The following is a 14354-nucleotide window of genomic DNA, read 5'->3' as shown; positions in this document are numbered from 1 at the left end:
CCCGCCAGCGCGGCGGTAACGCTGAGTGATTGTTTGCGCTGGAACGATGCCAGTAGGAAACTCATAAACAACGCGGGCAGCATAAAGCTAAGCGCAGCCTCTACTGCCGGAAAACCGGTCAACAGACCGCTGCCTGAGTAAGCGCCTACCAATGTGCCGAAGACCCACGAAGCCCAGGACATAAAAGCGATACCGATCATCCAGTTCTCGCTCCAGCGGCGGTTATCGCGTACCAGTTTAGCGGTGGCGGCGGCAAAAACTTCGTCGGTCAGGCCGAACGCCCAGACGGCGGTTTTTTTCTTGCTCAGCAAGCGCTGAATGCGGCTGCGCAGGGAAGGGCCGTACAGCACGTGGCGAACGTCCATTGCCATGACGGTAAGCGCCGCCACCCACAGCGAGCTGCCAGCGGCCAGCATCGCAGTGATCACGAACTGACTGGCACCCGCGTAAATAATGCAGGAGAAGAACAGGCTTTCCAGCGGCGTAAAACCAAGTTTGGTGGCATTCAGGCCAAAGGCGAAGGCGACGGGAATATAGCTAATGACAATGGGTAGGCTGTCTTTGATGCCTTCAGCCAGCGTGGCTTCGTCAGCAGCAGGAGTGTGCGTCAATGCGCCAGGGTTTTCCATAGGGATTACTTATTAATAACGCACGTGAAAATCACATGATTGCATAGGTGGATTAACCTTAGCAGAGAGCGACGTAGCTTAACAGTATCTAGCAGGCTGATGGCTAAAGTTATGCAATTTATTTGCATATCAATCCATTATTTAGAACAAGAAATGTCGTGTTGTGCAGGATGCAGCTTTCCCCGGGGGCGGCGCAGAGCGCCTTGCCCGGGCTACGAGTCGTGCGGTTTTGTAGCCCGGACAGATGCACAGCATCGCCTCCGGGGAATACCCTAAAGAGGGGGATTATTTCTGCGCGGCCAGCGCTTCATTCACCCAGCCGTCAAACTGCTGCTGGTGGGCTTTGATCCAGCCATCGACGTGGCCCTGAATATCCGCTTCTGAACCGTGACCGGCATGCATCATCGCATTCTCGGCGTTGATGTCGGCAATTGGCAGCTTCATGATGCTAAACAGCTTCGCCGCCGCCGGGTTTTTCTCAGCCCAGACTTTGTTTGCCACGATGTGCATGGTGTTAACCGGGAAGCCGTAGTTCATACCGTTCGGCAGCTTGGTGTCGATATCCTTCTGCTCGCCCGGTAGGGAGGAGAACGGTACCTGTAACCAGACGACATCTTTACCCGGTTTCAGCACGTCGCTGACCCAGTAAGGCGTCCAGGTGTAATAAAGCACCGGTTTGCCTTCTTTATAACGCGCAATAGTATCGGCCATCATCGCGGCGTAATTGCCCTGGTTATGCACGACCGTGTTGCTCAGACCGTAAGCATCAATCTGGTGATTAATGACCGCTTCGCAGCCCCAGCCCGGCGTACAGCCAGTCATATCGGCTTTGCCATCGCCGTTGGTATCAAACAGTTTGGCGATTTTCGGATCTTTTAGCTGATCGATCGATTTAATGTGGTACTGCTCGGCGGTTTTCTTATCGATCAGGTAGCCCTGAGCGGCACCGGTAACGAAAACGCCTTCACGGTAGAATTTCTTATCACCACCGGCGGCGGCGTACATATCATCATGCAGCGGCTTCCAGTTGGTGGCGATGTAGGTGGTATCACCTGCGGCGATAGAGGTGTAGGCGACGTTATAGTCGACTTCACTGGGTTTCTCGACGGTATAGCCTAGCTTTTCCAGCGCGCGACTGACCAGCAGGGTCTGGAAGGTTTCTTCAGAAATAGTGCTCTGCGCCGGTTTCACGGTAATGCCTTTACCTGGCAGGTCCGCGGCGAAGGCGGTGGTGGAAATGAGGGCGGTAAACGCTGTGGCAAGAATCGCTGTATGTCGCATCGTTGTTCCTTTTATTAATCAGAAGGGAAGTCCATCCCCCCGACTGCCGGGGGGATGTGCTCTTATTTACAGAAAGGGCGAGTGATAAGCCCCAGTGGGCCGGTTGCATACCAGCGGCGGTTGCCGCGACTGCGCGAGTCACGTCCTACGGCCTGAGTCAGGCGGTCGAGAATGATGGCGAGGATAACAATGCCGACGCCACCAACGGTCGCCAGACCCATATCCAGGCGACCAATGCCGCGCAGTACCATTTGGCCAAGGCCGCCAACGGCGATCATCGAGGCAATAACCACCATTGACAGCGCCAGCATCAGCGTCTGGTTAACCCCGGCCATAATGGTCGGCATCGCCAGAGGTAGCTGAACCTTAAACAGCAACTGACGCGGGCTGGCGCCGAAGGAGCGTGAAGCCTCAATCAGGTCCGCAGGTACCTGGTTAATCCCTAGAATCGTCAGACGAACAATCGGCGGCAGGGCGAAGATAATGGTCACCACCACGCCCGGAACGTTACCGATACCGAACAGCATCACGATCGGCACCAGATAGACAAATGCCGGAGTGGTTTGCATCGCATCGAGCAGCGGGCGAATAATTTTTGCCGCCCGCGGGCTACGCGCCAGCCAGATCCCCAGAGGCAGGCCGATCAGCATACAAAACAGCAGCGCGGTCAGCACCAGCGCCAGGGTTACCATCGCCTGCGACCAGGCGCCGATGGCCCCGATAGCAATAAGCGAAATCAGCGTTGCGGCACCCATACCGACGCTGGAGATCTGCCAGGCAATCAGCGAGAAAATAATAATCGCCACCGGTGCAGGCATCCCCAGCAAGAGCTGCTGAAACGCGCTCAGGATGTAATCCACCGGTACGCGGATCCCCTGAAATACCGGGCGAAAGTGCATCACTATCCAGTCAATGGCTTGGGTGACCCAGCTATCAAGCGGAATAAGCGTTTTATGGAACGGATCCATAATATTGAAGTGTTCCGGCTGCGGCGCGGGTGCGCTGCTTAGCCAGTCGGCACCGCCGCCATCGGACGGTGCGGGCGTGGATGTACCCCAGGCATCAGCGGATTGCGACGTGCTATCCGCCGCCGGTGCGGTGTCCCACGGGTTAGATTGATCAGCCATTGTTTACCCCCTCGCGATCTAAAGCCTGTAGCAGCATACGTTTGGAAATGATGCCGATGTACTGGTGCCCTTCATCGACAACCGGCACCGCGCACGGTGCGTGGCCGACGTGAGAAAGCAGTTCGCTGAGCGGCGTTTGCGCATCCACCGCGAGCGGGGAGTCAATTAACGCCGCATCGATTCCCTGGCCTTCGCTCAGCGCGACCTTCAGTGAATCAATGGAGACAATGCCAACAAACTTATTTCCGCGTTCAATGACGTAGCCATATTCGCGGTCTTCATCCTGTAATAATTTCAGCGCAGAACGCGGGCCGAATCCCGGCGTTTTACGAATCAAACCAACCGGGCTACGGCGGGCAATATCCTTGGCGCTGAATACATGGCTAATATCGACGCCGCGGAAGAAGGTGCGGACATAATCATTGGCCGGGTTATTCAGTATTTCATCTGGTGTGCCGACCTGGACCACTTCGCCGTTTTGCATAATGGCAATGCGATCGCCAATGCGCATTGCTTCATCGAGATCGTGGGAAATAAATACCACGGTGCGCTGATGCTTTGCCTGTAATTTGGTTAGCTCATCCTGCATTTCGGTGCGAATTAAGGGATCGAGTGCTGAGAAGGCCTCATCCATTAACAGGATATCGGGGTTAATGGCCAGCGCGCGGGCCAGACCAACGCGCTGACGCATCCCGCCGGAGAGTTCATCCGGGTAAGCGTGAGCATAGTTTTCCAGGCCCACCTGACGCAGCGCATCCAGCGCTTTCTCCTGGCGTTCTTGAGGCGAAACACCGGCCAGTTCCATGCCGAAAGCGGCGTTGTCGAGCACGGTCATATGCGGCATCAGCGCAAATGATTGAAATACCATTGCAATCTTTTTTCTGCGCACCTCGCGGAGCTCGGCCTCTGAGATTTTGGCGATATCGACGCCATCAATCAGCACCTGTCCACGGGTGGGTTCAATCAGGCGATTGAGAAGGCGAACCATGGTAGATTTCCCCGAGCCGGAGAGCCCCATGATGACGAATATCTCGCCTTCTTCAATGGTCAGACTGGCGTCTTTTACGCCAAGCGAAAGTCCCGTTTTTTCCAGTATTTGCTCTTTCGATAATCCTTTTTCGATATATTTGAAAGCCCGCTGTGGGTGCTCGCCAAATATTTTATAGAGATTCTTGATTTCTAATTTAATTGCCATGCAATAGAAAGTTTCCTGTAATTTATTTATATCGATATAGTACCTGGTGAAGATAATTGCTTTTTTACACCCTAACATACTGAGAATCTGAGACAACCCTTTATGTTGATTTACGGCGGAAATTCAAACGAAAGAATGCCAGTGCATCCCCCGTGATATAAGGGCTGAGCGTGAATTACTGACAACTAATATTTTTTGATTATGTTGCGATAATTTCGCCTGGAATCGACAAAATTCTGTTGAATATGACGCGGTGATGAAGGAAAGATATTGAGTGAGATGAAAACGAATAATGTGAAATAAATCACCAGGAAATATGTTGATATATTCCTGGTGAAAGTAAGGTTAAAAGTCCCAATCCTCGTCGACGGTTTCTTCTGCTTTTCCCATCACATACGACGATCCTGAACCGGAGAAGAAGTCGTGATTTTCATCGGCATTTGGTGAGAGCGCGGCGAGGATGGCCGGGTTGACGGCGGCCATTTCCGCCGGAAACAGCGCTTCATAGCCGAGGTTCATCAGCGCCTTGTTGGCGTTGTAGCACAGGAAGGCGTTGACCTCTTCAATCCAGTCGCTGTCGGCGTACAGTTCGCGGGTATAGGCCAGCTCGTTATCGTAGAGATCCATTAGCAGGTCGAGGGCGAAGTTTTTTAGCTCCTCGCGCTTTTCGGCGCTGATAATCTCCAGCCCTTTCTGGAATTTGTAGCCGATATAGTAACCATGTACCGCTTCATCGCGGATAATCAGGCGAATAAGATCGGCGGTGTTGGTCATTTTTCCCCGGCTGGAGAAATACATCGGCAGCCAGAAGCCAGAATAGAAGAGGAAGGATTCAAGAAATACGCTGGCGATTTTCTTCTTCAGCGGTTCATTGTCCTGATAGAACTCCAGCATCAACTGCGCTTTGCGCTGCAACGGCGCGTTTTGTTCGCTCCACGCGTAAGCGGCATCCACGTCTTTGGTCTGACACAGGGTGGAGAAAATCGAACTGTAGGAACGCGCGTGCACCGCCTCCATAAAGCTGATGTTCGACAGCACCGCTTCTTCGTGCGGGGTGAGAGCATCGGCCATCAGCGCTGGAGCGCCGACGGTGTTTTGAATGGTATCCAGCAGCGTTAGTCCGGTGAATACGCGAATCGTCAGCTGCTGCTCTGCCGGAGTAAGCGTTTGCCAGGCCGGAATATCGTTGGACAGCGGCACCTTCTCCGGCAGCCAGAAGTTGCTGGTCAATCGGTTCCAGACCTCCAGATCCTTATCGTCCTCAATTTTGTTCCAGTTGATAGCACTGATACGCGATAAATGGGTCATCCTGTTCTCCTTACAGCGCGCAGGACACGCAGCCTTCGATTTCGGTACCTTCCAGCGCCAGCTGGCGCAGACGGATGTAATACAGCGTTTTGATACCCTTCTTCCACGCATAAATTTGCGCTTTGTTGATATCGCGAGTGGTGGCGGTATCGGGGAAGAACAGGGTCAGCGACAGCCCCTGATCGACATGGCGCGTCGCCTCGGCGTAGGTATCGATGATTTTCTGCGGCCCAATTTCATAGGCATCCTGATACAGCGCCAGATTGTCGTTGGTCATAAATGGAGCGGGGTAGTAAACGCGTCCGGTTTTCCCCTCTTTGCGGATCTCTATCTTCGATACGATCGGGTGGATGCTGGAGGTCGCGTGGTTAATGTATGAAATGGACCCCGTCGGCGGCACCGCCTGCAGGTTGCGATTGTAGATACCGTAGCGCATCACGTCATCGCGCAGCTGTCGCCACATATCGCGGTCGGGCAGGCTAATACCCGAACGGGCGAACAGCTCGCGAACTTTCGCCGTTTTCGGCTGCCAGTCACCCTCAAGATATTGCTGGAAATAGTCGCCGCTGGCGTAACGCGACTGCTCGAACCCGGCAAAATGCTCACCCCGTTCGCGGGCCATCAGCATCGAGGTACGCAGCGCGTGCCAGGTGATGGTATAGAAATAGAGGTTGGTAAAATCCAATCCCTCTTCGCTGCCGTAGGCAATGCCTTCCCGCGCCAGATAACCGTGCAGATTCATCTGCCCCAGACCGATGGCGTGAGACGCGGCATTGCCCGCCGCGACCGACGGCACAGAGCGGATATCGCTCATGTCGGACACCGCCGTCAGACCGCGCACCGCCACCTCTACCGTGCGGGCGAAGTCAGGGGAGTCCATGGTGTGGGCGATATTCAGCGAACCGAGGTTGCACGAGATATCCCGGCCGATGCTGGCATAATCCAGATTTTCATCAAATGTAGAGGGGGTATTGACCTGCAATATCTCCGAGCACAGGTTGCTCATATTGATGCGCCCGGCAATCGGGTTCGCGCGATTGACCGTATCTTCAAACATGATGTACGGATAGCCTGACTCAAACTGAATTTCCGCCAGCCGCTGGAACAGCTCGCGCGCGCGGATCCAGCGCTTACTTACCCGCTCGTCGGCAACCAACTGCTCGTACATTTCGCTCACCGCGATATCACCGAACGGTTTACCGTACAGACGCTCGACGTCGTAGGGTGAGAACAGCGCCATCTGCGCATCTTCTTTCGCGAGCTGGAAGGTGATATCCGGAATGACGACCCCGAGGGAGAGCGTTTTAATGCGGATTTTTTCATCGGCATTTTCGCGTTTGGTATCGAGGAAACGCAGAATATCCGGATGATGGGCATGCAGATAGACCGCTCCGGCACCCTGACGCGCGCCGAGCTGATTGGCGTAGGAGAAGGCATCTTCCAGCATTTTCATCACCGGCACCACGCCGGAGGACTGGTTCTCGATACGCTTGATCGGCGCACCAGCTTCGCGCAGGTTAGAGAGCAGAAATGCTACGCCGCCGCCGCGTTTTGACAACTGTAGCGCCGAGTTGACCGCGCGCCCGATAGATTCCATATTGTCTTCGATACGCAGCAGGAAGCAGGAGACCAGCTCGCCGCGCTGCTGCTTACCGGCGTTAAGAAACGTCGGCGTGGCGGGCTGAAAGCGCCCGGAGAGGATCTCATCGGTCAACTGATGCGCCAGCGCCTCGTTGCCCTGCGCCAGACTCAGGGCCACCATGCAGGTACGGTCGGCAAAGTCTTCAAGATAGCGCTTGCCATCGAAAGTTTTCAGCGTGTAGCTGGTGTAGAACTTCCATGCGCCGAGAAACGTCTGGAAGCGAAAACCGTAGCCTTGAGCGTGCGCGAACAGCTCGAGGATAAACTGCCTGTCGTAGCGGGCCAGCACTTTTGCGTCGTAATAGCCTTCGGCGACCAGCCACGTCAGCTTGTCATCCTGGCTGGCGAAAGGCACGGTATTCGGCTCAACGTGGCTGGCCATAAACGCCTCCACCGCCTGATGGTCCTTTTCAAACGGGATGCGACCGTTGCTGTCGTACAAATTCAGCATCGCGTTGAGGGCGTGAAAATCAGGCACCTCGGTGGCTATACGTTCTGCGGTTGTCGTTGCCAAAATTCGCTTACTCCTTTACGCACGTTGTCGACATCTTGTGGGGTGCCCATCAGCTCAAAACGGTAGAGATACGGTACGCCGCATTTTTGCTTGATAACGTCGCCAGCGCGGCCATAGGCGTCGCCGAAGTTACGGTTACCCGCGGCAATCACGCCACGAATCAACTGGCGATTATGCGGATCGTTAAGAAAACGGATCGCCTGTCGCGGAACCGCGCCCGCCGTGCCGCCGCCGCCATAGCTGGGGACGATGAGAATGTAGGGTTCGTCTACCTGGATGCGCTCCCGCTCGTTAAGCGGAATACGCACTGCGGGCAGTCCCAGACGCTGGACGAACCGATGCGTGTTTTCGGAACTGCTGGAAAAGTAGACGATCAGGCTCATACGCTGGCCGCTGAGGTTGTCGGGCGCAGGCGGTTAATCATGTCCGGGCGGAAGCCGGACCAGCGAGTTTCCCCGGCAATCACTACCGGCAGCTGGCGGAAGCCCTGCTCGCGCAGCATATCGACGGCTTCAGGATGGTGGTCGATGTTGACCATGTCGAATTCAAACCCGCGGGTTTCCATAGCTCGTTTGGTGGCATGGCATTGCACGCAGTCGTTTTTAGTGTAAATAGTAATGCGCATGATTCGTATTTCCATTTAAGATAACAGCACGACACAAAAAATGACGTCATGCGTTATGGGTTATCGTTGAGGGAAATACTAGATGTAGTTATTTAAAAGTTCAACAACTCAATATATATGGTTTTTGCAAAAAGAATCCCCCACTGGAGGAATCCGCGGGGGACAGGTTTTTTTGTCGTGAAATTACAGGCGCATGCTCACTGCAAGGCGGTTAAAGGCGTTCATCAGGCTGATGGCGAAAGTCAAATCGCTAATCTGTCGGGCGCTAAAATGCTCCAGCAGCGGCAGATAAACATCATCTTCAGCATGGCTTTCGGCGATATGGGTGACCGATTCAGCCCACGCCAGCGCCGCGCGCTCAGCATCGCTGAAATGAGCGCTGACTCGCCAGCCTGCCAGGGCGTCTAATTTGTTCTGCGCCACGCCGGACTTACGCAGCGCTTTGCTATGCATCTCCAGACAGAAGGCGCAGCCGTTAATTTGCGACACCCGCAAATAAATCAGCTCTATCAACGTGTTACCCAGCTCGCTTTTTTCCAGCGCAATGCTCGCCTGCACCAGTGCGTTATAGACTTCCGGGCTCAGTTCATTGTACGGCTGACGTAGTGTGGTCATTTTACTCTCCTCATTAAGACGTCAGCAAAATAGCACTATAATGGACTGCATAAGATAGCCATATTGTGATGAAAAAAGCAGACCATAATGCATGCCAAAAAACTCCCGCACTATCAGCGTATTGCCCGACAGCTTAAGTCGGCCATTGAGAGTGGCGAACTGATGCCAGGCAGCAGGCTGCCGGCGAGTCGGGTCTATGCGCAGGAACTCGGTGTGTCGAGGGCGACGATAGAAAACGCCTGGGGTGAGCTGGTGGCGCAGGGCTGGTTGGAGCGGCGCGGGCAGGCGGGGACCTTTGTCAGCGAGCGTCTCAGTCCGCAGCAATGCGCTCCTGTACAGCCTGGTGCGGGCGACGAACCGATGGCACCGCTGCCGTTTCAACTTGGGCTCCCGGCGCTGGATCTGTTTCCTCGCGGGCTGTGGGCTCGGGTGATGGGCCGACGGTTGCGCACGCAAACGCGCTTTGATCTTGCTCCCGGCGATCCTTGCGGCGAGATGATCCTGCGCCGGGCCATCGTTGATTATTTACGTCTATCGCGCAGTATTGAGTGTCGGCCTGAGCAGGTGTTGGTAACCGGTAGCTATGCTGCATCAATGCGCCTTATCCTGCGCACCCTGGCCCGACCGGGCCAGAACATGTGGATGGAGGACCCTGGGTTTCCGCTGATCCGACCCATCGTGAGCGGGGAAGGGGTAAAGATAAATCCCGTCCCGGTTGACGATGAGGGGATGGATATCGCCTGGGCGCAGCAGCACTATCCGGATGCGCATTTTGCTCTGCTGACCCCAGCTCACCAAAGCCCGCTCGGTGTTGCGCTATCGTTGGCCAGGCGCAGGCAGCTATTGCAATGGGCGGCGCAGAACGACGCGTGGATTATTGAGGATGACTACGATAGTGAGTTTCGCTATCACGGTAAGCCGCTGCCGCCGTTAAAAAGCCTCGACGCCCCGCAACGGGTCATCTACGCCGGGGCGTTCAGTAAATCATTTTTTCCGGCACTGCGCGCCGCCTGGCTGGTGGTACCGGAACCGCTAGTGGCGCAGTTTCGTGAACAGGCCGCGCTGATGAGCTGTAGCGTGCCGACGCTATGGCAGCAGGCGCTGGCCGATTTTATCCGCGAGGGCCATTTCTGGCGTCATCTGAAGAAAATGCGCGCCAGCTATGCGCAGCGCCGCCAGTGGCTGGAGTCGGCGCTGCGGGAGCAGGGATTTTCGGCGGTTCCCCAACTGGGTGGGATTCAGATGGTGGTTAACGTTGAGGGAGACGATCGTCAGTTGGCCCTGCGCGGCAGGCAAGCCGGTCTGGCGGTGCAGGCGCTGAGCGACTGGCGAATTGATAGCCAGGGGGAGAAGGGACTGCTGATGAGTTTTACCAATCTGACGTCGGCAGAGAGGGCAATAGACGTGGTTCGTCAGCTCAGGTTAGCTTTGTTTTCTTAGGGCAATAAAATTCTTAGGGTAATAAAAACCCCTGCATACCGGGGTATGCAGGGGTAGACGCGTATTTGTTATCTTCATTGGTCTGGCGATCAGATTATCGGCGCAAATTCAGCAATACGCCAATAAATACCCCAACGGCGGCTGCGGCACCGACGCTTTGCCACGGTTTGTCTCTCACGTAGCTGTCAGCGCTTCCTGCAACATCGCGGGCGCAGCCCACAGCATCACGCGCTGCCTGTTGTACGCGATTATTACCGTTAAGGCGGGCGCGAGTCTCTTTCAGTAGCGCCTGGGCTTTTTTACGCGCGGTCTCGGCTTCGTCCTTCGCATCGCTGCCCCACGATTTCAGCACCTCTTCCAGCGTATCCGCTAATTGGCTGACATCGTTATGAATATCTTCAGCGCTGTCTTCTACGTTGTTGCGGTTTGCTCGATTGGCCATGAGTTTCTCCCTTAATTCCATTGAGTCTTTAAGTGTAGGACACGATTTCGAATTATGCTGTAGGAGGTGGTTTATGGAATTATCCGAAAGCGTTGTCTTTAATGAATAAGGTAAGGTTGACGTGCGGTGAAAGATAACGAGGAATCAGTATGTATTTAAGACCCGATGAGGTGGCGCGTGTTCTTGAAAAATCCGGCTTCACCATGGATGTTGTGACGCAAAAGGCGTATGGATATCGTCGTGGCGATGATTATGTTTATGTGAACCGTGAAGCTCGTATGGGGCGTACCGCGTTAATTATTCATCCTGCGTTAAAAGAACGTAGTACGACGTTGTCGGATCCTGCGTCGGATATTAAAACCTGCGATCATTACGAGCAGTTTCCGTTGTATTTAGCGGGCGATGTCCAGCAGCATTATGGTATTCCGCACGGTTTTAGTTCGCGCATGGCGCTAGAGCGTTTTCTGAATGGCTTATTTGGCGAGGCGCAATATAGTTGAAAAAAAGCGGCTGGCGTAACCAGTCGCTTTTTTGAATGACTCAGGCTTTAGCCTGCTGGTAAGGACTCACGCGGAACAGGCGGCGGCAGTAATCAAGGAAATAGCCGTACGCCGCACCCATCAGCATTGATACCACGATATTTGAACTGACCGCCGCGGCAATTTGCTGCCATTCAGCGCCAACAACCAACAGAATCGCCACGTATACCGGTGACTGAAATGTCACATAGGCAATCACATCAGCAATATTCTTCATCCACCCAGATGGGCTGATGCGACGCGCCTGGCGCATGGCGAAATCGCGGTAAAAACCGTAAGGTACCGCAATAATAATGTTCACCGGAATCGCTACCAGTCGCGACGATAATGACTGCTGGAAGGACATGCCGGAGAGAAAAATTTCGATCATCATGTTTACAACGGTGCAGTAAACCACCATCGCAAAGGTGTCTGCTACCGCGTGACGCAAGCGGGACTGCGCAGAGAACATCGGTATGCTCCTCGAAATTAAAGTCAATAAAGCCAAATCATTCGCAGTTAATCAGCGTTTTTGGGCTGTCTGTTTTGATGTGCGTAGATTATATCTCTGCATTAAAAGTGGCAACTAGCTATAAATTTTTATTTAATGGCTTTTTGTCGATAAAATACTCTGCATCAGGACGTTTTTTGTCCGTTACGCTACATTTGTTCTCTTTGACTATTTTTATTTTATTTATCAATAAGATAATTAGAGAGTACGTAATAAGAATGAGATCGGTACCGTTTAGCGATGGCCGATTTTGCGACAGGATCGCGTCTTGCTGTGATTTGTGTCACTTTTGGAGTTTTTTATGCCTGGTTTGGATTTAATGTAGCATGACGTGCTATTTAGGTTGTTGGGTGGCTATTCGTATTTCGTGCATGACTATTCTTCGCAAGCATCTGCAGCGTTTTGATTCTCTACTGGCGATATATCCTGAATTATCTAAACGCTGGAAATGTAATATTGAAAACGGTGGGGAAACCCACCGTGGTCTTTACGGGTTTGATTAGCACACGCCAAAATCACCATCTTCTTTATAAGCCGTAACGTCGACTGACTTCAGCGTATATTTTTCACCTTGCTCATTACTCGCCTGAACGGCAACAATTTGATCGTCATGGACTTCCACAACCTTCAATTTCGGCCCGCCTAAACGCGGTTGTACCAGATCGCCAACTGAAAACATGGTTCTTCTCCTTTGTACTGATAAAAATTATTGCTGCTAATAACCATAGCTTAGCAAAAGCGCGCTATACCCTAAATAATTCGAGTTGCAGGAAGGCGGCAAGAGAGCGAGTCCCCAGGAGCTTACATGAGTAAGTGACTGGGGTGAGTGAACGCAGCCAACGCACAAGCAACTTGAAGTATGACGGGTATAAACAACTGGCCGAAAGAGGTAGACGTTAACGACGGTTCCACGGCATCACCGCTAGCAGACGCGCCATACCGCAAAAACCAGTCACTCCGGCGAAGGTTAATCCGGCCCCAACGAATGCGCTGAGCAGGAAAAAGCCGCTGCCGAGGGAATAGCCCAACGCCACGCCGAGTAAAATCAGCACGCCCGCGGCGATTTGTACCTGACGCATCAGCGGCAGCGGCTGCGACTTGTCCTCTTGCACCGGCAGCCCCGCAGCTCTCCACGCCTGAATTCCTCCCGCCAGCAGTTTTACCTGCGCCGGAGCGGCAGCTTGCGCCAGACGAGCGGCATTATTCTGGGTACGCGAGCCCGCCTGGCAGTGAAACACGATCGTTTCGTCAGCGCTTGCGTGCAGCGAAGCTCCGTTGTTCAGCGTACTCAGCGGCACCAGTTCAGCTTCAGGGATATGCTCGCGGGCGTACTCATCAGCATCGCGGATGTCGATCAGCCGTGCACCCTGGGCGATGAGCATCTGAGCTTCAGTAGGGGAAAGAGTGGCGATTGTCATGAACGTTCCTTAAGGACAATAGATGGATTTTAGCGTAGCGACGATTTGCTGAACCGCGGGCTGGATGATGGAGTAGTGAATTCGCTGCGCCTGGCGTTCGCTGCCGATAAGCCCTTCGTCTCGCATACGGGTGAGATGTTGTGAGGTTGCCGAAGGGCTCAGGCCGGTGATCCGCGCAAGCTCACCAGCACTGGTGTGCGGGGTTTCGCAAAGCATGCACAGAATCAATAGCCTGCTGGGGTGACTCATGGCTTTCAACAGGGCGGCGGCTTCCCCGGCGCTGGTCTGTAGCTGTTCGGGTGTATTCATTTATTTTAGTCTTTTCTAAATTTAGTAAAGTCTAAAGTAAAAGATAATATTGTGCCAGCAATGGATGCTTCTGCGGCTAAATTGTTTGTCAGAAATCAGGATAATTCAATGCCGCCGGGTTAAGCGTAACTTAAGCCTGGATAGCGATAATGACGGTAATATGACTGCACGAGTTATTGCTATGAACGCACTGGAAACCTTCAATCAAAGCGCTTTTTTAGCGCTGAATGCATCGCCCGGCACGCCGGACGCTATCCTCTCATTGGCTCGCTTTTCGGCTAGTGGGATAATCTTTGTGGTGCCGCTCATTTTGCTCTGGCTGTGGTTTTCAGGAGGGCGGCAGGGGCATCGGCAGGCGTTGTTTTGTACCCTGAGCATTTTGACCGCGCTGGGGCTGGGATTTATCTGTGGCATGCTGTGGTTTCACCCGCGGCCGTTTATGATTTCTCTTGGCCATACCTGGATAAGCCATCCGGCGGATAACTCTTTCCCGAGCGATCATGGAACGGTGATGTTTAGCGCTGCTTTTGCACTGCTGTCGCTGCGTTTACGCGCCGCGGGGCTTTTTTTGCTGTTTGCGGCGCTGCCCGTAGCCTGGGCACGAATCTTTCTGGGGGTTCACTTTCCGCTGGATATGGCAGGGTCGGTGCTGGTTTCGGCCTGCGGTGTCTGCATCGCGAAGCTTATCTGGCAGGGCGCTGGACGGCGCTTAACTTCGTTGTGCGAAGCGATGAGCAGGCGGATATTCTCCTGGCTACCGCCGCGCTTCACGCCCTGAGCG

The 14354-nt window shown here is 53.8% G+C and carries 17 protein-coding genes; 3 read left to right on the top strand and 14 right to left on the bottom strand.

The features are described from left to right. From QVF11_RS25165 to QVF11_RS25125, 9 genes are all read right to left on the bottom strand, one after another. On the bottom strand, window positions 1-629 hold a 629-nt coding region (locus QVF11_RS25165), incomplete at its 3' end, for an AzlC family ABC transporter permease (protein WP_287860185.1). Window positions 630-914: 285 nt separating this feature from the next. Further along, window positions 915-1910: a glycine betaine/L-proline ABC transporter substrate-binding protein ProX gene (gene proX / locus QVF11_RS25160; protein ID WP_112216435.1), complete on the bottom strand. Its 996-nt coding sequence runs from the start codon at window positions 1908-1910 to the stop codon at window positions 915-917. Window positions 1911-1972: 62 nt separating this feature from the next. Beyond that, the gene (gene proW, locus QVF11_RS25155) at window positions 1973-3037 is read right to left on the bottom strand and encodes a glycine betaine/L-proline ABC transporter permease ProW (protein ID WP_287860182.1); all 1065 of its coding nucleotides are present in this window, start codon (window positions 3035-3037) and stop codon (window positions 1973-1975) included. Then, window positions 3030-4232: a glycine betaine/L-proline ABC transporter ATP-binding protein ProV gene (proV, locus tag QVF11_RS25150; protein ID WP_287860179.1), complete on the bottom strand. Its 1203-nt coding sequence runs from the start codon at window positions 4230-4232 to the stop codon at window positions 3030-3032. The genes proW and proV overlap by 8 nt, the downstream gene beginning before the upstream one ends. A 345-nt stretch (window positions 4233-4577) precedes the next feature. Continuing rightward, a complete protein-coding gene (nrdF, locus tag QVF11_RS25145; protein WP_110277040.1) occupies window positions 4578-5540 on the bottom strand; it encodes a class 1b ribonucleoside-diphosphate reductase subunit beta in 963 nt (320 codons plus the stop codon). 10 nt (window positions 5541-5550) lie between these two features. After that, entirely contained in the window at window positions 5551-7695 is a 2145-nt protein-coding gene (gene nrdE / locus QVF11_RS25140) for a class 1b ribonucleoside-diphosphate reductase subunit alpha (protein WP_287860176.1), read from the bottom strand. Next, window positions 7668-8078, bottom strand: a complete 411-nt coding sequence (nrdI, locus tag QVF11_RS25135) for a class Ib ribonucleoside-diphosphate reductase assembly flavoprotein NrdI (RefSeq protein WP_112216439.1) — start codon at window positions 8076-8078, stop codon at window positions 7668-7670. The genes nrdE and nrdI overlap by 28 nt, the downstream gene beginning before the upstream one ends. Continuing rightward, window positions 8075-8320, bottom strand: coding sequence for a glutaredoxin-like protein NrdH (nrdH, locus tag QVF11_RS25130; protein ID WP_112216440.1), 246 nt, complete (start codon window positions 8318-8320; stop codon window positions 8075-8077). Before nrdH ends, nrdI begins: the two co-directional genes overlap by 4 nt. A 183-nt stretch (window positions 8321-8503) precedes the next feature. Continuing rightward, complete coding sequence (locus tag QVF11_RS25125) at window positions 8504-8935, bottom strand: carboxymuconolactone decarboxylase family protein (protein WP_112216441.1); 432 nt, start codon at window positions 8933-8935, stop codon at window positions 8504-8506. 87 nt (window positions 8936-9022) lie between these two features. Between QVF11_RS25125 and pdxR the strand changes: the two genes are divergently transcribed. Next, a complete protein-coding gene (pdxR, locus tag QVF11_RS25120; protein WP_287860171.1) occupies window positions 9023-10375 on the top strand; it encodes a MocR-like pyridoxine biosynthesis transcription factor PdxR in 1353 nt (450 codons plus the stop codon). Between the two features lie 94 nt (window positions 10376-10469). Here the strand turns inward: pdxR and QVF11_RS25115 are convergent, their stop codons facing one another. After that, window positions 10470-10817 (bottom strand): DUF883 family protein, encoded by a 348-nt coding sequence (locus QVF11_RS25115; RefSeq protein WP_110277045.1) that lies wholly within the window; start codon window positions 10815-10817, stop codon window positions 10470-10472. 149 nt (window positions 10818-10966) lie between these two features. On the opposite strand from QVF11_RS25115, the gene QVF11_RS25110 reads away from it, so the two are divergent. Then, window positions 10967-11317 carry a DUF2002 family protein gene (locus tag QVF11_RS25110; RefSeq protein WP_110277046.1) on the top strand — a complete coding sequence of 117 codons (351 nt, stop codon included), beginning with the start codon at window positions 10967-10969 and terminating at the stop codon, window positions 11315-11317. A gap of 40 nt (window positions 11318-11357) precedes the next feature. Here QVF11_RS25110 and alaE read toward each other — a convergent pair whose 3' ends face one another. From alaE to QVF11_RS25090, 4 genes are all read right to left on the bottom strand, one after another. Continuing rightward, window positions 11358-11807 carry an L-alanine exporter AlaE gene (gene alaE / locus QVF11_RS25105; protein WP_110277047.1) on the bottom strand — a complete coding sequence of 150 codons (450 nt, stop codon included), beginning with the start codon at window positions 11805-11807 and terminating at the stop codon, window positions 11358-11360. A gap of 538 nt (window positions 11808-12345) precedes the next feature. Then, window positions 12346-12525 (bottom strand): hypothetical protein, encoded by a 180-nt coding sequence (locus QVF11_RS25100; RefSeq protein WP_112216443.1) that lies wholly within the window; start codon window positions 12523-12525, stop codon window positions 12346-12348. Window positions 12526-12742: 217 nt separating this feature from the next. Continuing rightward, a complete protein-coding gene (locus tag QVF11_RS25095; RefSeq protein ID WP_142512520.1) occupies window positions 12743-13264 on the bottom strand; it encodes a rhodanese family protein in 522 nt (173 codons plus the stop codon). A gap of 9 nt (window positions 13265-13273) precedes the next feature. Further along, a complete protein-coding gene (locus QVF11_RS25090; RefSeq protein WP_287860162.1) occupies window positions 13274-13573 on the bottom strand; it encodes an ArsR/SmtB family transcription factor in 300 nt (99 codons plus the stop codon). Window positions 13574-13754: 181 nt separating this feature from the next. Between QVF11_RS25090 and QVF11_RS25085 the strand changes: the two genes are divergently transcribed. Continuing rightward, window positions 13755-14351, top strand: a complete 597-nt coding sequence (locus QVF11_RS25085; RefSeq protein ID WP_112216446.1) for an undecaprenyl-diphosphatase — start codon at window positions 13755-13757, stop codon at window positions 14349-14351. The last annotated feature ends 3 nt before the right edge of the window (window positions 14352-14354 follow it).

The sequence above is a fragment of the Klebsiella sp. genome (assembly GCF_027492335.1).
GTDB classification, from domain to species: domain Bacteria; phylum Pseudomonadota; class Gammaproteobacteria; order Enterobacterales; family Enterobacteriaceae; genus Klebsiella; species Klebsiella huaxiensis.
Note: the sequence above shows the minus strand (reverse complement) of the source record. Positions and strands in the feature narration are given on the sequence as shown.